The 18,649-nt window shown below is 59.8% G+C and carries 17 protein-coding genes and 1 pseudogene; 7 read left to right on the top strand and 11 right to left on the bottom strand.

Going from position 1 to position 18,649, the window contains the following annotated elements:
• The first annotated feature begins 197 nt into the window (after positions 1-197).
• A complete protein-coding gene (locus D1224_RS04710; protein WP_119378759.1) occupies positions 198-1,376 on the top strand; it encodes a thiolase family protein in 1,179 nt (392 codons plus the stop codon).
• A 9-nt stretch (positions 1,377-1,385) separates the two neighbouring features.
• Complete coding sequence (locus D1224_RS04705; protein ID WP_119378758.1) at positions 1,386-2,462, top strand: DUF2332 domain-containing protein; 1,077 nt, start codon at positions 1,386-1,388, stop codon at positions 2,460-2,462.
• Here the strand turns inward: D1224_RS04705 and D1224_RS04700 are convergent, their stop codons facing one another.
• Both D1224_RS04700 and D1224_RS04695 read right to left on the bottom strand, forming a co-directional pair.
• Positions 2,463-3,572, bottom strand: coding sequence for a serine hydrolase domain-containing protein (locus D1224_RS04700; RefSeq protein ID WP_182482167.1), 1,110 nt, complete (start codon positions 3,570-3,572; stop codon positions 2,463-2,465). It abuts the gene before it with no gap.
• Positions 3,573-3,601: 29 nt separating this feature from the next.
• On the bottom strand, positions 3,602-4,096 hold the full coding sequence (locus D1224_RS04695) for an Lrp/AsnC family transcriptional regulator (protein ID WP_119378756.1): 495 nt from the start codon (positions 4,094-4,096) through the stop codon (positions 3,602-3,604).
• Between the two features lie 129 nt (positions 4,097-4,225).
• Here D1224_RS04695 and D1224_RS04690 point away from each other — a divergent pair, with 129 nt between their 5' ends.
• On the top strand, positions 4,226-7,684 hold the full coding sequence (locus D1224_RS04690) for an indolepyruvate ferredoxin oxidoreductase family protein (protein ID WP_119378755.1): 3,459 nt from the start codon (positions 4,226-4,228) through the stop codon (positions 7,682-7,684).
• Between the two features lie 66 nt (positions 7,685-7,750).
• On the opposite strand, the gene D1224_RS04685 is transcribed toward D1224_RS04690, so the two are convergent.
• From D1224_RS04685 to D1224_RS04670, 4 genes are all read right to left on the bottom strand, one after another.
• Positions 7,751-8,140: a hypothetical protein gene (locus D1224_RS04685; RefSeq protein ID WP_119378754.1), complete on the bottom strand. Its 390-nt coding sequence runs from the start codon at positions 8,138-8,140 to the stop codon at positions 7,751-7,753.
• A gap of 95 nt (positions 8,141-8,235) precedes the next feature.
• Positions 8,236-8,595 carry a hypothetical protein gene (locus D1224_RS04680; protein WP_119378753.1) on the bottom strand — a complete coding sequence of 120 codons (360 nt, stop codon included), beginning with the start codon at positions 8,593-8,595 and terminating at the stop codon, positions 8,236-8,238.
• Between the two features lie 10 nt (positions 8,596-8,605).
• Positions 8,606-10,207, bottom strand: coding sequence for a lysine--tRNA ligase (locus D1224_RS04675; RefSeq protein WP_119378752.1), 1,602 nt, complete (start codon positions 10,205-10,207; stop codon positions 8,606-8,608).
• Between the two features lie 88 nt (positions 10,208-10,295).
• Complete coding sequence (locus D1224_RS04670) at positions 10,296-11,075, bottom strand: GGDEF domain-containing protein (protein ID WP_119378751.1); 780 nt, start codon at positions 11,073-11,075, stop codon at positions 10,296-10,298.
• A 152-nt stretch (positions 11,076-11,227) separates the two neighbouring features.
• Between D1224_RS04670 and D1224_RS04665 the strand changes: the two genes are divergently transcribed.
• Positions 11,228-11,428: a (2Fe-2S)-binding protein gene (locus tag D1224_RS04665; protein ID WP_119378750.1), complete on the top strand. Its 201-nt coding sequence runs from the start codon at positions 11,228-11,230 to the stop codon at positions 11,426-11,428.
• Positions 11,429-11,614: 186 nt separating this feature from the next.
• Positions 11,615-12,109: a bacterioferritin gene (gene bfr / locus D1224_RS04660; RefSeq protein WP_119378749.1), complete on the top strand. Its 495-nt coding sequence runs from the start codon at positions 11,615-11,617 to the stop codon at positions 12,107-12,109.
• Between the two features lie 3 nt (positions 12,110-12,112).
• Here the strand turns inward: bfr and D1224_RS04655 are convergent, their stop codons facing one another.
• The 4 genes from D1224_RS04655 to D1224_RS04640 all read right to left on the bottom strand — a co-directional run bounded on the left by D1224_RS04655 (position 12,113) and on the right by D1224_RS04640 (position 15,174).
• Entirely contained in the window at positions 12,113-12,775 is a 663-nt protein-coding gene (locus D1224_RS04655; protein WP_119378748.1) for a glutathione S-transferase, read from the bottom strand.
• A gap of 77 nt (positions 12,776-12,852) precedes the next feature.
• Complete coding sequence (locus D1224_RS04650; RefSeq protein ID WP_119378747.1) at positions 12,853-13,800, bottom strand: alpha/beta fold hydrolase; 948 nt, start codon at positions 13,798-13,800, stop codon at positions 12,853-12,855.
• A gap of 103 nt (positions 13,801-13,903) precedes the next feature.
• Positions 13,904-14,206: an SCP2 sterol-binding domain-containing protein gene (locus D1224_RS04645; protein ID WP_119378746.1), complete on the bottom strand. Its 303-nt coding sequence runs from the start codon at positions 14,204-14,206 to the stop codon at positions 13,904-13,906.
• Between the two features lie 149 nt (positions 14,207-14,355).
• The gene (locus D1224_RS04640; RefSeq protein ID WP_147372327.1) at positions 14,356-15,174 is read right to left on the bottom strand and encodes a hypothetical protein; all 819 of its coding nucleotides are present in this window, start codon (positions 15,172-15,174) and stop codon (positions 14,356-14,358) included.
• A gap of 143 nt (positions 15,175-15,317) precedes the next feature.
• Between D1224_RS04640 and D1224_RS04635 the strand changes: the two genes are divergently transcribed.
• Together D1224_RS04635 and D1224_RS16575 are read left to right on the top strand one after the other, a co-directional pair.
• The gene (locus D1224_RS04635) at positions 15,318-16,865 is read left to right on the top strand and encodes an acyl-CoA carboxylase subunit beta (protein WP_119378744.1); all 1,548 of its coding nucleotides are present in this window, start codon (positions 15,318-15,320) and stop codon (positions 16,863-16,865) included.
• Positions 16,813-17,745 (top strand): annotated as a pseudogene (locus D1224_RS16575) (DUF4349 domain-containing protein); the annotation flags it as partial. The gene D1224_RS04635 and the pseudogene D1224_RS16575, both read left to right, overlap by 53 nt.
• Here the strand turns inward: D1224_RS16575 and D1224_RS04625 are convergent.
• On the bottom strand, positions 17,744-18,616 hold the full coding sequence (locus tag D1224_RS04625; protein ID WP_119378742.1) for a pseudouridine synthase: 873 nt from the start codon (positions 18,614-18,616) through the stop codon (positions 17,744-17,746). The pseudogene D1224_RS16575 and the gene D1224_RS04625 sit on opposite strands and share 2 nt — an antisense overlap.
• Positions 18,617-18,649: the final 33 nt, after the last annotated feature.

Below are 18,649 nucleotides of genomic sequence, written 5' to 3'. Positions count from 1 at the left end.
GACGCAAGGAAAAGACGAAAACTAATGGAGATTCCAGCGCGGCAACACGAACGAGACCCGGTGTCTCCGGGCCAATGCGTGATGCTGCACTGCACGCAAAGCGGCTCCGCTGTAACTGGATTGGGGCTTGACGCTGCGTCGAGTGAGGCGCATCTCTTCGCACACGCAAAAGACGATAGAATAGCCCGGAGGAAAACATGGCTGATGATCCCGTAGTAATCGTAGGTATGTCTCGCACGCCCATGGGCGGCCTGCTTGGCGACCTTGCCGGCATGTCCGCTAATGAGCTCGGCGCGATTGTCGTGAAGGCTGCGTCTGAGGAAGCGAAGCTTTCCGAGACCGACGTCAATGAAATCATCATGGGCAACTGCCTGCCTGCCGGTCAGGGGCAGGCCCCCGCGCGTCAGGCAGCCATCAAGGCGGGCCTCGACAAGGGCACCGAAGCCACCACGATTAACAAGATGTGTGGTTCCGGCCTCCAGGCGACTGTCATGGGCGCAAATGCAATCGCGGCAGGCAATGCGAATATCGTCGTCGCCGGCGGCATGGAGTCGATGACCAACGCCCCGCACTTGGTCGACTTCCGCAAGGGCCACAAATACGGCGCAGCAGGCATGAAGGACCACATGGCGACTGACGGTCTCGAAGACGCCTATGAGGGTGGCCCAATGGGCAACTTCGCCGACATGATCGCGCGCGAATACCAGTTCACGCGAGAGCAGCAGGACGCCTATGCGCTCGAAACGCTCGCCCGCGCCCAGAAGGCGACCGAGGGCGGCAAGTTCACACGCGAGATTGCGCCGGTCACGATGAAAACCCGCAAGGGTGACGTAACCGTGGACACCGATGAGCTTCCCCGCACAGCCCGTCCGGACAAGATCCCGTCGCTGCGCCCGGCCTTTAACAAGGACGGCACTGTCACTGCTGCAAACGCGTCGGCCATTTCGGACGGCGCGGCAGCGCTCGTTCTGATGAAGCAATCCGAAGCCGAAAAGCGCGGCCTGAAGCCAATTGCGAAAATTGTGTCTTCATCGAGTCACGCCCACGAGCCGCAATACTTCACCACGGCCCCTGTGCCGGCGATGAAGAAGGCGCTTGAGAAGGCTGGCTGGTCCAAGGACGATGTCGGCCTCTGGGAGATCAATGAGGCGTTCGCCGTTGTTCCCATGATCGCAATGAAGGAACTCGGGCTGTCTCACGACATCGTCAATGTGAACGGCGGTGCGTGTGCCATGGGTCACCCGATCGGTGCATCCGGCGCACGTATTCTCGTCACGCTCCTCGCAGCTATGGAAGACCGCGATGTGAAGAAGGGCGTCGCGTCGCTTTGCATCGGCGGCGGCGAAGGCATAGCCATGTGCGTAGAGCGGGCCTAGGCGCAAGGCTTGCTTGGCGAGACAATCATTCCGGCCCATTTCCGAGAACAGGCGGAATGGTGCCGGACATTGGGCTCGCCATTCATGGCAGAGCTTTGTCTCGCCTTTGCGGATAATTTCGAGGCCGGCGGTATCGTCGCCGGCCTTGTTGCTGATTGGCCGACCAATCCTCGAAAGGATGCACTCGCGCTCCGACTGGCCGGCTGCCTCCATCACGCAGTCCTGACCGGACGCGCACCGGAGCTTCAGCATACCTATCCAGCGTCCGATCCTGGCTGGAAAATGAGCAGCGTCTGGCCTGTCGCCCGAGACTGGCTGTCGTCAAACCGTGATTGGGTCATGGCCTTTCTCGAAAGCCCACCGCAGACCAATGAGACCCGGCGCTGCATCGCGCTCCTGCCGGGCTTTCTCGAGCTTGCGCACCGCTTCGACATGCCGATGCACCTGCTTGAGCTTGGCGCGAGCGCGGGCCTCAACCAGAACTGGGACCGCTACAGCTACTCGACCGCCAACTGGCAGCGCCTGCAGCGGCCCGAAAGCGGCGTCACGATCACGACCGACTGGCAGCTTGCGCCGCCAGACGATCTTGATGCCCAGCCGCACGTCGAGAGTCGCGCCGCCTGTGACCTTTCCCCTTTCGATCTCAACGACCCCGACCAGGTAATGCGCCTCAAATGCTATACTTGGCCTGATCAGGAAGAGCGCCTGTCGCGTCTTGATGAGGCGGTGCGTCTTGCGCAGGAGACTGGCATTTCGGTGGAAAAGGCGGACGCAGCCGACTGGCTTGCGCAAAAGCTGAAGTCCCGTCCGGCGAAAGGCCTGACCGTCGTCTTTCATTCCGTTTTCCTGATCTATCCGCCCCGCGAGGTGATCGGGCAGATCATGAGCATGATGGCGGCTCACGGCGGGCACGCCACAGCCGAGGCGCCACTGGCCTGGCTTTCCTATGAGTCCGAAGCCCTGTTTGGCGGCAAAACAGATACACCCCTGATGGAAACGCGACTGCAGGTCTGGCCCGGTGGTGAGGCGAAACGGCTTAATCGCTCAAATGGCCACGTCACGCAGGTGATCGAGCCGCCAGACTGATCAATCGGCGGAGGCGGCCAATTGGGCTTCAATGGCGGATACGAGCGCGCCAACGGCCTCAATCGAGGTGTCCGTATACAGGTTTGTATTCACGATCAGGACCGTGTCTTCCTGCGGTACCAGCTCAACATGCGACAGCCACATAGTGTTTGAGCCGCGGTGGGCATAGATGCCGCCGAGCCCCTCTCGGGTGCCGACACCCCACCCCATGGCGTAGTCAGCTTGCTGGTCCGGCCAGGGTGCCAGAAGTTTTTGCCGGGTCGCTTCGGTCATGATTGTGCTGCGTTCATCGACAAACTGAGCGAGAAGGCGGAGGTGGCTCTTTATCGGCGCATGCGCTGTACCTGCAGGTCCAAGCGCTGGCGGGTTGTCGGCGCCGCTGCCGCGCCCTGCGGCGACCTTGAAGCCGAACACGGTGTTATGCCCGATTGGGCCAGATTGCGGAGCGCCGAAGCCCCAACCGTCCGCCCAGTCGCCACCTTCGGTTTCGAAGATGTGCTCGCGGATCGCCTCTTCCCAACGCAGACCCGTGATCACTTCAATGGCGGACCCCGCAATGATGTAATTGAGGTTGCTGTACTCAAAGGCGCCGGTTTCCCCGGGCGGGCGTTCGGCCAGCCTTGCGCGCACTGTTGCAAGACGCTGCTCCGTCAGGGGGCTTTCGTCGCTCGCGCGTGAGAGCAGCCAGACTGGGCCAATCTGTCCTGCGCCCGACCGGTGGGCGAACAGGTCTTCGATCGTCACCTCGTCCCACGCCGGGTCAATCGAGTTCACCTCATCGTCGAATAGAGACGCCACGGACGTGCCCCACTCGGCCACACCCTGTTCGACAAGCCGCCCATAGAGAAGTGCCGTCAGCGCCTTTGTATTCGAGCCGATATGCCACGAAGCACCTTTCGCGACTGGAGTATTTGAGTTTGAACTCTCCGTGCCCGCCGCAGCGACAACAGGCTCGCCGCCGACTTTCAGGACGCCTGCGCCCAGGGCGATGAGGCCATATTCTTCGTGGATTTGCTCAACCTGTTCGTCCAGCCATGCCGGAGCGACGGGCGCGGCAAGGACAGGGCTTGCAAAAAGAGAAAAGGCGGCAGAGAGGGCCGCGGCCTTCACGAATTGAAAGGGCAATGACCGCCCCGCCATCAGCTTGCCGGCACGTAATCGCTGACGAGGCCAAGTGGCAGCGCCGTGGTGCGCTTGGCTATGTTGATCACGATACGGGACTGAACGTCCGAAACGAGGCCTGAACCGAGCAGTTTCTCGCGCAGGAAAGTATCGTAGGCGTGCATGTCAGTGGTCGTAATGCGGATCACATAATCGACGGCGCCAGTTACGGTCATGCATTCAAGGACCTCGGCCCATTTCAGGACGAGTGCTTCGAACTTGGCGAGGTTTTCCTTGCTGGGCAGAGCCAGCTTCACGCTTGCCACCACTTCGAAGCCCAGACCCAGCGCGTCACGCTCAAGCAGGGTCACGCGGCCCCGGATGATGCCGGCTTCTTCCATGCGCTTGATCCGGCGCCAGCAAGGTGAAGACGATAGACCCACCCGGTCTGCAATCTCGGCAACGGATAGGGCGGCATCTTTCTGGATAAGGTCCAGAATCTTCGCGTCGATGGCGTCAAGTGATTGGGGCAATTTTTCTCCCTATGCGCGCTTCAAAGTGGAACAACATGCCTGTTCTTACGCTATATGCGGCAATATGGGCAAGCATTTTCGGGAAAAAATGAAAATAATATAGCTTCAAAAATATATGGGAGCCGTTCCTTGGAACATCGCGAAGTCACGCTGAACGATAAATACGATCTTGTCGAGGGCAATGCCTACATGACGGGCATCCAGGCGCTGGTGCGCCTGCCGCTCGATCAGAAGCGTCTCGACCTCGAAGCCGGGTACAATACAGCCGGTTTCATCTCCGGCTATCGCGGCTCACCGCTCGGCGGATACGACCAGCAGCTTCGTGCTGCTGGCAAGTGGCTCGACAAGCATGAGATCGAGTTCTGGGAAGGACTCAACGAAGATCTTGGTGCAACCGCAGTCTGGGGCTCACAGCAACTGGGTCTCTTTCCGGGCGCAAAGCGCGACGGCCTCTTTGGCATATGGTACGGCAAGGCCCCCGGCGTTGATCGCACGGGCGACACGTTCAAGCATGCGAATGCTGCAGGCAGTTCACGCCTTGGCGGCGTTCTGGCCATTTGCGGCGATGACCACACTTGCAAATCCTCGACCCTTCCGTCGCAATCTGAATACGCGATGCGCGATGCTGAAATCCCGGTCCTGAACCCGGCCTCCATCCAGGATGTTCTCGATTACGGCATCCATGGCTGGGCGATGAGCCGCTTTTCCGGTGCTTGGTCCTCACTGATCGCGCTGGCCGATACGATGGATTCCGGCGCCGTTGTCGATGTCACGCTGAACCGCCTCAACCTCATCAAGCCGGACTTCGAATTCCCCGAAAGCGGCGTCCACATGCGCCGCGGCGACAATCCGATCGAGAAAGAGCGCCGCCTTCGCGAGGTGAAGCTGCCAGCCGCCCAGGCCTGGGTTCGCGCAAACCAGCTTGACCATGTCCTCGTTCCATCGCCGAAGCCGCGAGTCGGCATTATCACGACTGGTCAGGCCGCCCGCGACATTTTCGAGGCGCTTGCTGCTATCGGCATTACGCCGGACCAGGCAGGCCAACTCGGTATCAGCGTCTTCAAGGTTGCCATGCCCTGGCCGCTAGAGCCGACCCGCATTCGCGAATTCTGTAAGGGCCTCGAGCGCGTTTTGGTGATCGAGCACAAGCGCCCATTGATTGAGGAGCAGCTCCGCTCCGTTCTATACAGCCTGCCGGACAATGAGCGTCCTTTCATTGAGGGCAAGCAGGACCGTTTCGGCAAGCCGCTGCTTAGTCAGGTTTCGTCTATTCCGGTGCCTGAAATGGCGCACGCCCTTGTCGGGGCCGTGCCGGGCGATTGGGACAAGAGCGCCGCAGACCGCTACTTCCAGCGTGTTGGCGCCGCTGGTCAGGCCGCACAATCCAATGCGTCGCCGACCGTTCGCACGCCCCACTATTGTTCGGGCTGTCCGCACAACACCTCGACCACCGTGCCGGAAGGCTCCCGTGCGCTTGCAGGCATCGGCTGCCACTACATGGCGAACTTCATGCCGGACCGTAAGACCGACATGACCAGCCAGATGGGTGGCGAAGGCGTCGCCTGGATCGGCCAGTATTTCGCGACCGATGAAGACCACATGTTCGTCAACCTCGGTGACGGCACCTATTCGCACTCAGGTTCGCTCGCCATTCGCGCTGCTGTGACCTCCGGCGCGAACATGACCTATAAGATCCTGTACAATGACGCGGTTGCCATGACCGGCGGCCAGACGGTCGAGTCCGGCCAGACCCCGGTCAACATCGCTCAGCAAGTCGAAGCCGAGGGCGTCACGAAGATCGTTATCGTGACCGAAGACCCGACCCGCTATGCTGGCGTAAAAGGGCTGCCGCGTGCAGTCCGTATCTATGACCGTGAAGAACTTGATGACGTGCAGAAAATGCTGCGCGACACCAAGGGCGTTTCCGTCATGATCTATGATCAGGTCTGTGCCACCGAGAAGCGCCGCCGCTCCAAGCGCGGCCTGCGTGCGCCAGACCGCGTCCGCGTAATGATCAACCAGGAAGTCTGCGAAGGCTGCGGCGACTGCTCTATCAAGTCGAACTGTCTCTCTGTCGAGCCGGTCGAGACTGAACTTGGCCGCAAACGCCGTATCAATCAGTCGACCTGCAATACGGACCTGTCTTGTCTGCGCGGATTCTGCCCGAGCTTTGTGACCGTCAAGGACGCACATTTCGCGGCCGACGATGCGCCGGTTCTTGAAGTCGATGCTTCCAACCTGCCACTGCCGGACCTGCCGCCAGTCGCCCAGCCGTGGAACGTCCTGTTTACCGGCGTTGGCGGGACAGGCGTCACGACGGTCGCTGCTGTGCTTGCCATGGCCGCCCATGTGGACGGCAATGCGGCCTCATCGCTGGACATGACCGGTCTTGCCCAGAAAGGCGGGCCAGTGCTCTCGCACCTGCGCTTTGCCAAAGAGCCAGAGATGATCTCCACCGGCCGGGTGCCCCCTGCTTCCTGTGATGCCATCATCGGCTGTGACCTTGTCGTGGCCGCTGGCGGTGATGCCATCTCGCTCATGGATGTCAGCCGCACGCACGTCACGGCAAACGCCGACGTAACGCCAACCAGCGAGTTTATTCGCGACCGTTCCAAGACGTTTGAAAGCCAGCTTCTCGCAGCCCGCGTGAAGCGTCAGGCCAAGGATTTTGGCTCGATCGACGCGGAATCGCTTGCGCTCGGCTATCTCAACGATGCGATCTATACGAACATGATCATGGTTGGTTACGCCTGGCAGAAAGGCCTCGTGCCCGTCTCCCTTCGCGGCCTCTACCGCGCGATCAAGCTTAACGGCGTGAAGATCGAAGAGAACATGAAGGCCTTCGATGTAGGACGGATTGCAGCTGTCGACCCGGACCGCCTTGAGCAGACCTCGGACCCACGCGGCGACGTCGCCCCCATGACGCTGGATGAGATCATCGAGAACCGTGCCGAACGCCTCACGGCTTATCAGAATGAAGCCTATGCGCAGAAGTATCGCGACCTCGTCGCAAAGGTCCGCAAGAATGAAGAAGCGGCAGGTCTTGGTGAAGGCTTCACCACGGCTGTTGCGAAGTTCGCCTTCAAGCTCATGGCCTACAAGGATGAGTATGAAGTCGCGCGTCTCTATACCGATGGCTCCTTCGAGAAGAAGCTCCGCGAGACGTTCCACGGTGGCAAGATCAGCTATTTGATGGCACCGTCTCTTATCGCCAAAAAGGACTCAAACGGTCATCTCAAGAAGAAGCCGTTCGGCCCATGGATGAAGACTGTCTTCAGCATGATGCGCCGCTTCAAGGGTCTTCGTGGCACCGCGTTCGACCCGTTCGGCTATACCGAAGAGCGCAAGATGGAGCGGGGCCTCCGCGATACCTATCTTGAGCGCGTCGCCGAAATGTCAGGCAGGCTGACCAGAAAGAACCATGAGCTTGCCATCGCGATTGCCTCCATCCCGGACGAGATCCGCGGCTATGGCCACGTCAAGGAAGCGTCCGTCGAAGCGGCCAAAGGCCATGAGGCTGAACTGATGCAGAACTGGCCGGAAGGCGGCATGCCGAAACAGAAGAAGACGCTGATTGCGGCTGAGTAAGCCGGACTAACCAAACCGTTGCGAAAAGGCCGCTTCCGGCAGACGGAGGCGGCCTTTTTCATTGCATCAACTCGCGACGCTCACGATCACTTCCATCACGCTTGCGCTGCTCTCCAGCGCCGCTAACTCGGCGTAGAGGGAGGCAGCCGCGATATCCTTGCTGATGGCGCTGACCTGTCCGGCTGCGTTCAGAGTGATCACGGTAAGCGTCAGCACGCGCGCCGATGTATCGAGAACATCGTCGGCGACTTCGATGGGAAACTTCCCGATGTGGTATGCGCCTTTACCGACGGCGTAGGCGCCGCGTCCCGTATAGTAGAGGCCTGTGCCGGCCGCGCGCGTCCCGTGATAGGCGCCCTTGAAGGGCAGGGCGGCTGCCTCGCCTGTCACCTTGGCCACAGTGCAGCCGGACGTCAGTCCTGCGCCAATCAATGCCGACGCGATCAGTGCCCTCATGCGCTCTCCCCCTCATTGCCCGCAAGGAAGTTGGCAGGAAGGTCTTAAGGCAGGCCTTGGAGATAGGCAGGATTTTTTGGTTAACCGGGCAATGGTCAGGGGCGGTCGACATAGACGTCGACAACGTCATCCCGCTCGGACAGCGTATCCAGTTCATCCTCAAGGGCGCGCGCTGGGATGATCCGGTCACTGACATACATGTCACCGCGATCTCTGAACCGGATCGTCAGTTTCAGACGCCCGCGCTCAATGTCGCCGATATCGTCGGCAACTGTGACAGGCACGCCATTACCGCCAGAGACGAGCCCGACAGCGCCCTTGCCGGTATAATAGACCGTCTTTCCAGCCAGCTCGACGCCAGAGCCAATCGCGCCAACCGTGGCACCGGCGACACTGGCGGCCAGACAGCCGGACACGGCAAAAAGAGCGAGCGGGGCAAGGAAGAGCGCTTTCATGCGCTCAGCCTCAAGCCGATTCTATGTCGCGCGCCAGCGTGCCCTTGATCAGGCGGGCCGTCTCGTGGACGCCATAGAGTGCCGCAAAGCCGCCAAAGCGCGGGCCTTGGCTCTGGCCAAGCAGCACTTCGTAAAGCGCCTTGAACCAGTCGCGCAGGTTCTCGAACTCGTGCGTCTTGCCGATTTCGAAGGTCAGGTTCTGTAGCGTCTCGGCATCGGCTTCACCCTCAAGGGATGACAGGCGGTTTGCTAGGTCTTCCATCGCCGCGCGCTCTTTCTCGTCAGGCGCACGGTAGACCTTCGTCGGCTTCACGAAGTCCTCATAATAGCGGATCGCATAGCCTGCGAGCTTGTCGAGGAAAGGGTGGCTCTCAGGGCTCGCTTCCGGCGCATAGCGCGAGACGAAATCCCAGAGCTGTTCTTTGGTCTCTGTGTTGGCAGCGCTGACGAGATTGAGCAGAAGCGCGAAGGACAAAGGCGTATCGCCTTCTGGTGGATTGCCGGAATGGATGTGCCAGACAGGGTTCTCGATCTGGCGCGCGGGCTCTTCGTCCGGGTATTTCGACAGGAAAGTCAGATACTCATCAACCGCCTTCGGGATGACGTCGAAATAGAGCTTCTTAGCAACGCGCGGCTTCTGGAACTGGAAGAGCGACAGGCTTTCCTGCGGCGCATAGGCCAGCCAGTCTTCGACGGAGATGCCATTACCCTTGGTTTTGGAAATTTTCTCGCCCTTCTCATCGAGGAAGAGCTCATAGACATATTGCTGTGGTGGCTGGCTGCCGAGGATCTTGCAGATCTTTGAATAGATCGGCGCATTGTCCTGGTGGTCCTTGCCGAACATCTCGAAGTCGACACCGAGCGCGGCCCAGCGCATGCCGAAGTCCGGCTTCCATTGCAGCTTGGTCGTGCCGCCCGTGACGGGGATGGTGACATCGGTGCCGTCTTCATCCTCGAAGGTAATCGTGCCGTCCTTGGCATTCGTGTCCTTCATGGGCACGTAGAGCACCCTGCCTGTCGAAGGTGAGATCGGCAGGAAGGGCGAATAGGTCGCCTGACGCTCAGCGCCGAGGGTCGGCAGCATGACAGCCATGATCTCATCGAACTTTTCGAGGGCGCGTAGAAGCGCCTCGTCGAAGACGCCGGTCTTGTAGAGCGTCGTTGCCGACTTGAACTCATAGTCAAAACCAAAGCTGTCGAGGAAGGCGCAGAGGCGTGCACCCATATGCGCACCATAGCTTTCATGCGTGCCAAACGGGTCTGGCACCGCTGTCAGCGGCATCTGCATATAGGCTTCAAGGTCTTTCGGGTTCGGGACCGTGGGCGGCACCTTGCGCATGCCGTCCATATCGTCGGAGACGCAGATCATGCGCGTCTCATACTTGCCATCGGTCAGCGTCTCGAACGCGGTGCGGACCATCGTCGTGCGCACGACTTCACCGAATGTACCGATATGAGGAAGGCCGGATGGACCATAGCCGGTCTCGAACGTGACCGGGCCCTGTTTGGGTTTGCCAGCACGCTCCATATTCTCGAGCCGTTTCAGCAGTGCACGTGCCTGTTCGAAAGGCCATGCCTTCGCCGTGCCTGCAAGCTCTGGAAGCGTGCCCATGATGTCTCCACTCAGTCGGGGTTAAACTCTGGCGGAGGTAGAAGGGCAGGGGCGTGCGGTCAAGCTGGCGCCAGCTTGGACGCGCAGGTCAAGCGGCCTTGTAGACCTTTACCTGGTTGCGCCCTGATCCCTTGGCTTCATAGAGGCTGCGATCGGCCTGGGACATCATCAAACTTGTATCATCGGCGAGGTCACCTGCAGCGAGGCCCACGCTGGCTGTAATGCGCCGCGCGACACCGCCGCGCGGATAGAAGGCAATGCGCGCAATGTTCATGCAGATACGGTCCGCGACCTGCCGGCCGGCATCCAGCCCGTCAGAGGCAACGAATACGCCGAACTCCTCGCCGCCCAGCCGGCCAGTGATATCGCCCTCGCTGACTGCGTCGCGAATAGCGTTGGAGATGAGCTTCAGAGCCTCGTCGCCCGTCGCATGACCCCAGGTGTCGTTGATCGATTTGAAGTGGTCGACGTCGATCATCAGCATTGAGCCGTGAACGCCCTCTGCTTTGAGAGCGTCGACATCAGAGAGGAACGCTTCCCGATTACGAAGCAGGGTCAGCGCGTCGGTACGTGACGACCGGGCCAGTTCAGCATGCGCATCCTCTAGCTGCGCGAGTGCGCGCGCGAGCTTCAGCCGCTCGCGCTGCAACACGATGGCGACCGGAAATGACACAAAAGTGGGGACGAGCGTGGCGATCACGCAGGTCGAGAGCAGGATCTCCTCGGCAACAGCTGGTGGAGCCGGGTCGATCCAGAAGGCGACGCCTGTCATGACCCAGGTCACGATCACGGATATGACCGAGACCAGAGCTGCCCGCAGGTAGTTTACCCTGACAGGCGCCATATCCGAGAGGACGCGTTCCGACATGACTTGCCTCCTTACGTTGAGGCGATGGAAATACTGCGAAAACCGTTTCTAAAATTTGCTTCAAATTTCGCGTCCATCAGCCGGGTAACGCGGTGACACTGAAAACACTTCTTTTGATTGACATTCATTCTCAAACTGGCTAATTGAGAACCATGATCATTTGCATTTGCAGACGCATTAATGATTCCGGCATCCGCGACGCGGTTGATGCTGGTGCACGCAGCCCCGAAGCGGTCCAGGCCCATCACGGTTGTGCCTTCAATTGCGGAAAGTGTCGGACAACGATCGGCGAAATGATTTCAGAGCGTGTCGATGCGACCGCGGTCGAGCCGCTACAAGCCGCTGCAGAATAATTTTCGCGCGACTACCGCGCTTCTCAATGACAAACCCGAATTAAAACAGCCGCTTCGGCCATTGCATCAGTGCAATTGCTTCTCACTATCATAAGCATCTGATTTTACACAACTTTTTCGCTTGAAATGGCGCTTTTCGGTGGTATTTCGGGCGGTAGCAGAAACCTTCGACCTCAGGAGTGCACCATGAAGGGCGACCCGAAAGTCATCGAATTCCTGAACGCCTGTCTCAAGAATGAGCTGACGGCGATCAACCAGTACTTCCTTCATTCACGCATGCTCATGGACTGGGGTGTCTCCATTCTCGGTGAGCATGAGTACAAGGAATCGATCGAGGAAATGGAGCATGCCGACTGGCTGATCCAGCGCATCCTTTTCCTTGGCGGCCTGCCAAACCTGCAGGATCTCGGCAAGCTGAAGATCGGCGAGACGGTCGAAGAAATCCTCGCCAGCGATCTCGAGCTTGAGCGTGAAGCGTGCCCCGTCCTGCGCGATGGTATGGAGCACGCTGAGAGCTGCCGCGACTATGTCACGCGCGATCTCTTCCTCAAGATCCTCGCGAGCGAAGAAGAGCACATCGACTATCTGGAAACCCAGATGGAGCTCGTCGACCGTATCGGTATCCAGAACTACATCCAGCTCCAGTCAGAACCAAACAAGACGCTCGATGCGGCCCCATAAGCCTCAAGCGTAGGCGTACGGCCCGCCTCGCTCCAGCGCCTGCTTGTAGGCAGGGCGATCATGAATGCGGGTCAGGAAGCCTGAGATGTTCGGATATTGGCCGGCGTCACTTCGGCTGGCTGCGGCCTCAAGCGGAAAACTCATGATAATGTCGGCAGCGGTGAATTCGCTGCCGGCAAACCAACCCGTGGAGGCAAGCGAGTTCTCCCAGAACTCGATATGCTCTTTCAGGCGCGGGTCGATAAAGCCATTTTCCGCCTTGGACGTAATCGCCTTGACCACAGGTCGCACCAGCGGGTTCGCATTCTGCGGCAGCATCTGGAAGACCAGCTTCATCAGAAGCGGTGGCATGGCAGACCCTTCGGCATAATGCATCCAGTAGGTCCAGGCGCGCTGTTCGGCTGTGCCAGCGGCGGGTTTCAAACGCCCTGCGCCATGCGTATCGATGACATATTCGATGATCGCACCGGTTTCGGCGACGATTACGCCGCCTTCTTCCAGAATGGGTGACTTGCCGAGTGGATGGATCGCGCGCAGAGCGTCCGGGGCGAGCCGCGTCTGCGGGTCACGCTCATAGCGGATGACCTCATAGTCGAGACCAAGTTCTTCCAGTAGCCACAAGATACGCTGTGACCGGCTGTCTTCGAGGTGATGAATCTTGATCATTGCGCGGCCCCCTGCCGTCCGGCAGCTGCGCAGGATGCGCAGTGCAGTAGGATTGATCTGGCACGCGAAGGCCTGAATTAAAGGCCTGATGTGGAGAGCAACTGGTCGAACCCGTCCAAGAACTGTTCCCGATACACGTCCTGCTCCATGAGAAGCTCATGCCGCGCGCCCTTGATTGTTACATGGGTGCAGTCCGGAAGATGTTTTGCGACCCTCGCATGCGCCTTGTTATCGACAAGTTGCTCATCCCCGGCGCTGGCGACGTAAATGGGGCAATTCACGCGGTGCAGCAGGGCCGGTTTGCGTGTTTCGTTCAAAATATCCAGCGAAGCGCCGAGCCATCCCCAGGTCATCGAGCCCACCTGAAGTTCGGGTGCGGCCGCAATCAGGTCGCGTTGAAGCTGCCAGCGTTCACGGTCATGCGTGACGATATTGTTCTCAAACGTTTCAGGCGGGCCAGGCTTTCGCGCATAGTCGCCATGGCGCCCGACGGCGCGCATCGCCCAGATGATATAGCGAACCGCCAGGTTGACCGGGAGCCCCCACATCGGCGCGGAGAATGCGGCCGCATCCATCCGCACCAGCTTGCGTGTCATTGCCCCCAATGCGATAGCGCCGCCCATGGAGTGGGCGACGCAGACATAGGGACGGGGCAGCTCGGACGGCATAGCATCGAGCCCGTTGCGAAGCGCGCTCATGAAGGTTTCGAACCGGTCGATATGACCTTTCTTCGGGTCGTCCAGCAGGCGGTCTGAGAGACCCTGACCGGGCCAGTCCAAAATGACGACGGCAAAACCGCGGGCCTGCAGGTCACGGGCGGTCTCGAAATACTTCTCGATAAATTCGGTACGCCCGGGACAGATAATCGCGGTCCCGCGCGGCGTGCTCTGCGTTGACGGGGCGAGGCAGGCCCGCAGGCTGCGTCCTGCCATGCCGTCAAACCAGACAAGCTCCGCGCCCTCTGGCGGCGGGTTTCGATCCAGCAGAACAAAGCTGCTTCGCCGGTTTGTGCCTTGCTGGTCCATTCGCCTGCCTAGCAAAGAAGAAAGGCGCTGGCAGCTGATAGCCGCACAGCGCCTTTGAACCGATACGGCGGCAAGCCATGTCGGCCCGCCTGCCCGGAAAAGCCTAGTTGAACTTTTTCATCAGGCTTTGCAGCTGCATGGCAACGGACATGTCGCCCAGCACTTTCAGTTTGCCCTGCATGAAGGCCATGGTCGGATCGAGCTGACCAGCAACGAGCTTCTGGAAGTCATCCCAGTCGACCTTCACAGTCGCGTCTGCGTCGCTATCGGAATTATCGGCATTGCCATTGGCGCCGTCGATGAACAGCTTGCCGGCATCGCCGAAGTCGAACTTCACCTTTTTGGTGAAATCGCCGCCAGCAGACACTGCTTCATTCGCTTTTGCAGTGAGAGTTGCGAGATCCATGAAAGCCTCCTCGAATTGGACTCGAGGGGATAAAGCAGTGCCAGCGCGGCAATGGCAAGAGGCAAAGGCGAAAGAATGACGTATGTGTCATGCTTGTCGCAATGCAGCCTGATCCGGTGCAGGCCAAGTGCTCGTGCAGGAGCAGTTTTCTAGTAGCGTTTTCCAACCGGCGGGGATGCCGTCACCGGGCCGATATTCCAGATGCCGTTGTATCGGGAATCCCGGTCAGTCAGCATCAGGCCGTCCTCATAAGGGCGCGACTTGTCATCGACAGGCAGTGGACCACACCCTTCAGCGCCGCACATATGCGCAGTGCCGCCCGTATGGGCGATATTAAAGCTCAGCACTTCGCCCTCCGGCAGATGCATCGCCATTGGGTCGAAGCCCGGGCGGTCTCCCAGTTCGGGGTACGATTCCAGGCGCGCATGAAGATTGCCGACAAGTACCAGAATGCGGGCGCCGGGGTTGCGCGCGCTAGCTCGCTGAAGTTCGCCTGCGAGCGCCTTTTCATACGGCGTCTGGCTACCTTCGCCGACAATTCGGGTTGAGGTGAAACCGATCATGCGAATGTCAGCGCCGTGGGCTTTCAGCTCCTGCATTCGCACAAAGAGGTCGAGGAAAGCCTGACTTGAGAGGCCCCAGTCGGTCCCGTCGAAGAATCCCCGAAGCAGGTTGAAGCGGGCATCATCGCTGCCATCACTATCGACAAAGGTCTGCATGGCCCGCGTCAGATTGGCGGGACGCTCAATGCCGACGACTATCGGGCCCTGTTTCGCCGCTTCACAGATAATTTCTCCGAATGCGCGCGGGGCTTCGCGCGTGCCGTGGATCTCACCAAAGATCAGATAGGTCTCGTCGTTCTCAGAGAGGACCTGTTCCGCTCCTGTAAGGGCATTGCACTTGAGACCGGTAAGGCCGGTCTGCGTGCTGGTATCCTGCGCACACGCCATGAATGAGACAGCAGACATAGAGGCTGCGGCAAGAAACGAATTGCGAAGCAAGGATCTCATCATCATCATGACCATCTGGTTGCAAAATTCGAGCCAGCACGAGCGCCCTTTTCGATATCGGCTCTTGACCTGACACCGGGGCACATCGTCTAGCTGTACCCATGTCTTGGGAGAAGTCGATAGAAGAGCTTCGCCGGCGTGAGCGCCTGGCGGAAAAGATGGGCGGCGAAGAGCCGGTTTCGCGGCAACGCGGCCGGGGCAAGCTTACTGTCCGCGAACGTGTGTCCTTCCTGGTCGATCCGGGGAGTTTCCACGAGATTGGCAAGATCGCCGGTGTCGCAACCTATGATAAGGATGAGAAGCTGGAGAGCTTCATGGCGTCCAATTCGGTGGTTGGCCGGGCGACGCTTGACGGCCGGCCCGCCATGGTGCTTGGCGACGATTTCACGGTGCGCGGCGGCGCCGCAGATGCCTCGATCCGGGGCAAGACGGTGATCGCGCTGAAACAGGCGGTCGAGTACCGCATGCCGCTGGTCCAGCTCATTGATGGCACGGGCGGCGGTGGCTCCATCAAGATGTTCTTGAAGGATCCGCGCACCTATATTCCGGAGACGCCAAGCTGGGAGCTTATCGTCGATGGCATGGGCGAAATCCCGATGGTATCGCTCGCGCTCGGGCCTTGTGCAGGCCTTGGGGCAGGGCGCGTCGGCGCGAGCCACTATTCAGTGATGGTAAAAGAGCTCTCACAGGTGTTCGTGGCCGGTCCACCAGTGGCAATTGCGATTGGTGAGGATGTCTCGAAAGAGGAGCTGGGCGGCTGGGAAATCCAGGCCAAAAACGGCACGGTCGATGATGTCGTCGAGACAGAGGCCGATGCCTTCAAGGCGGCCAAGCAATTCCTCTCTTTCCTGCCATCTTCAGTGCATGAACTGCCACCGTTGACGGAGCCGACAGACGACCCGGACCGCCGCGAGGAGAGCCTGATCTCTATTGTGCCAGAGGACGGCAAGACCCCCTACAAGCCGCAGAAGATCATCGAAGCTTCTGTCGATAAGGGCAGCTTCTTCGAGATCGGCAGCCAGTGGGGCCGGGGGATCGTGACCGGGCTCGCCCGCATCGATGGTCATCCTGTCGGCATCATGGCGGGCAATCCGTTCTTCCTTGACGGGGCGTGGACCGCCGATGTCTGCGAGAAAGTCACCCGCCACATGGACCTCTGCTCGACCTTTCATCTGCCGGTCGTGCATTTCGTTGACTGCGCAGGCTTTGCCGTCGGTACGCGCCACGAGACGGCTGGCGTGACCCGCAAGGGGGTGCGCGCCATGGCGGCGGTCTATCAGGCTACAGTACCGGTCTGCGCGGTGGTCATCCGCAAGGCGTATGGGCTTGCAGGCTCTGCGATGATGAACCCGACCAAGGCGAAATGGCGTTATTGCTGGCCATCCGGAAACTGGGGCTCCTTGCCAATGGCGGGCGGCATTGAAGCAGCGTTCCGGAAAGAACTGTCCGAGACCGACGACAGAGAGGCGTTGCTCGCCAGTCTCTACAAGAAGTTCAAGGCCATGGAGGATCCGTTCCGCACCGCTGAGGCCTTCTTCGCCGAAGAGATTATCGACCCGCGCGATACGCGGCCGCTTCTGGTCGATTTCGTTCACCATGCGCGCCGCCGCCAGGAACCAGGCAAGACCACCTTCGGACCAAGGCCCTGATTCCGCCTTAATTTTGCCGATCGGGGACCCCCACACTGTCCTTTCATTCAGTGGAGGGACGCAAATGTTCAGGAAAATCAGCCCGGCGTTCATCGCGCTGGCCCTTGTCGCCGGCTGCGGCGGCTCGGGTGAAAGCAGTAGCGAGTATGAACGGCCCCAGGCCGCGCCAATGATGGAAGAGGCGGCCAGTGACTATGCCATTGCTGGCAAAGGCGCTGGAGACGCAGCCTATTCAGAGCCCGCGCCAACGCCTGAGACGCCAGAGGTCGAACCCGGCGCGCAGCAATATATCGCCTATAGCCATTCGCTCGGCCTACGCCTGCCAAAAGGGGCGGTCGAGCCGATGCTGCAAGACCATGTCGAAGCCTGCCAGTCTGCTGGCAACAACACCTGCATCGTGGTCAATTCCAACACTTACAATTCGAATGAAGACTATGTCTCTGGCAACGTCTCGATACGGGCGACGCCGGACTGGATTGAAGGATTTCTCGGCAATATCGAAGCCCAGACTGACGCCGCTGATGGGGAGATTACCTCGCGCTCGACGAGGGCCGAAGACCTCACTCGATCCATCATCGACACCGGTAGCCGCCTTGATGCCCAGCGCACGCTCAGAACGCGGCTCGAAGGCCTGCTGGAGCGGCGGGATGGCTCACTGGGTGACCTTTTGCAGATCGAGCGTGAGCTGGCACGCGTGATCGGCGAGATCGAGTCGACCGAAGCCCAGCTTCGCGCGCTGCGTCTGCGTGTCTCCATGTCGTCGCTGGATGTTGGATATGAGACAAAGGTCCCGGCCTTCTCAAGCTCGCAATCGAACCCGCTTGGTGAGGCCATCAACGACTTTTTCTATAACTTCTCCAAGGCCATAGCCGCAGTCATCACCGCTTTCGCGATTGGCCTGCCCTGGCTGGTCCTGATCGGGATTTTCCTCTGGATCTGGCTGAAGCTTTTCTGGCCTTGGATCCGCCGGAAGCGTCCATCAAAGGCTTCGAAGCCTTGATCAAGGCGGCGCGCTCTTCACTGGTAAGGGCGCGCCACTTGCCTTCCGGCAATTTGTCCAGTTCAAGCGGACCAATACGTGCGCGAAAAAGGTCAATAACAACAAGGCCGATCAGCTCGCACATCCGGCGGATCTGTCGGTTTCTTCCCTCACGCAAGACAAAGCGAAGCCGACCGGGGCCGAGCTGGTCGACCTTGGCGGATTTTAGTCGTCGACCATCTAGCGAGAGGCCGTGCCGGAGCTTTCCGATGATCTGGTCTGTGATCTGGCCCTGAACGGTGACCAGGTATTCCTTGTCGAGCGCGGAAGACGGGCCGATCACGGCCTTGGCAAGCACGCCATCTTCAGAGAGTAGCAAGAGCCCGCGCGAGTCCATATCCAGACGGCCCAAGGGCGCAAAATTTGGGTTACGCCCCGGAATTTTCGGCGCTTTTCCGAGCAGATTGTCCTTGCTTGCCAGGCGGATTGCCGGGACCTGCTCGCCTTCTGGCTGGGCAGAGACATAGCCGACAGGCTTGTGCAAGACGATGGTGAGCTGGTCGTCGAGCGCCTTGGTCGCCTTGCCAGCGAGCGTCATGGTCTGGCCGGGCTCTATCTTGTGGCCGGGTTCGCTGACCTTCTCGCCGTCTACAGACACAGAGCCTTGAGAAATAAGCGTTTCTGCCTCACGGCGCGAGCAGATGCCGAGGCTGGCCATCCATTTATTGAGCCTGACAGGCTCATTTCCGTCATAAGTATAGGTGCTGGACATCGCGGCCCTGCCTAGCAGACCTCGGTGGGTCTG

The organism is Henriciella barbarensis (genome assembly GCF_003576345.1).
GTDB classification, from domain to species: Bacteria; Pseudomonadota; Alphaproteobacteria; order Caulobacterales; family Hyphomonadaceae; genus Henriciella; species Henriciella barbarensis.
This window is presented reverse-complemented; position numbering and strand designations above follow the sequence as displayed.

What these genes read in the sequence shown, in the direction of transcription:
- D1224_RS04710 (WP_119378759.1), top strand. Translation starts at nt 198, where the DNA reads ATGGCTGATGATCCCGTAGTAATCGTAGGTATGTCTCGCACGCCCATG.
- D1224_RS04685 (WP_119378754.1), bottom strand. Translation starts at nt 8,140, where the DNA reads ATGAGGGCACTGATCGCGTCGGCATTGATTGGCGCAGGACTGACGTCC.
- D1224_RS04680 (WP_119378753.1), bottom strand. Translation starts at nt 8,595, where the DNA reads ATGAAAGCGCTCTTCCTTGCCCCGCTCGCTCTTTTTGCCGTGTCCGGC.
- D1224_RS04675 (WP_119378752.1), bottom strand. Translation starts at nt 10,207, where the DNA reads ATGGGCACGCTTCCAGAGCTTGCAGGCACGGCGAAGGCATGGCCTTTC.
- D1224_RS04670 (WP_119378751.1), bottom strand. Translation starts at nt 11,075, where the DNA reads ATGTCGGAACGCGTCCTCTCGGATATGGCGCCTGTCAGGGTAAACTAC.
- D1224_RS04665 (WP_119378750.1), top strand. Translation starts at nt 11,228, where the DNA reads ATGATCATTTGCATTTGCAGACGCATTAATGATTCCGGCATCCGCGAC.
- bfr (WP_119378749.1), top strand. Translation starts at nt 11,615, where the DNA reads ATGAAGGGCGACCCGAAAGTCATCGAATTCCTGAACGCCTGTCTCAAG.
- D1224_RS04655 (WP_119378748.1), bottom strand. Translation starts at nt 12,775, where the DNA reads ATGATCAAGATTCATCACCTCGAAGACAGCCGGTCACAGCGTATCTTG.
- D1224_RS04650 (WP_119378747.1), bottom strand. Translation starts at nt 13,800, where the DNA reads ATGGACCAGCAAGGCACAAACCGGCGAAGCAGCTTTGTTCTGCTGGAT.
- D1224_RS04645 (WP_119378746.1), bottom strand. Translation starts at nt 14,206, where the DNA reads ATGGATCTCGCAACTCTCACTGCAAAAGCGAATGAAGCAGTGTCTGCT.
- D1224_RS04640 (WP_147372327.1), bottom strand. Translation starts at nt 15,174, where the DNA reads ATGTCTGCTGTCTCATTCATGGCGTGTGCGCAGGATACCAGCACGCAG.
- D1224_RS04635 (WP_119378744.1), top strand. Translation starts at nt 15,318, where the DNA reads ATGTCTTGGGAGAAGTCGATAGAAGAGCTTCGCCGGCGTGAGCGCCTG.
- D1224_RS04625 (WP_119378742.1), bottom strand. Translation starts at nt 18,616, where the DNA reads ATGTCCAGCACCTATACTTATGACGGAAATGAGCCTGTCAGGCTCAAT.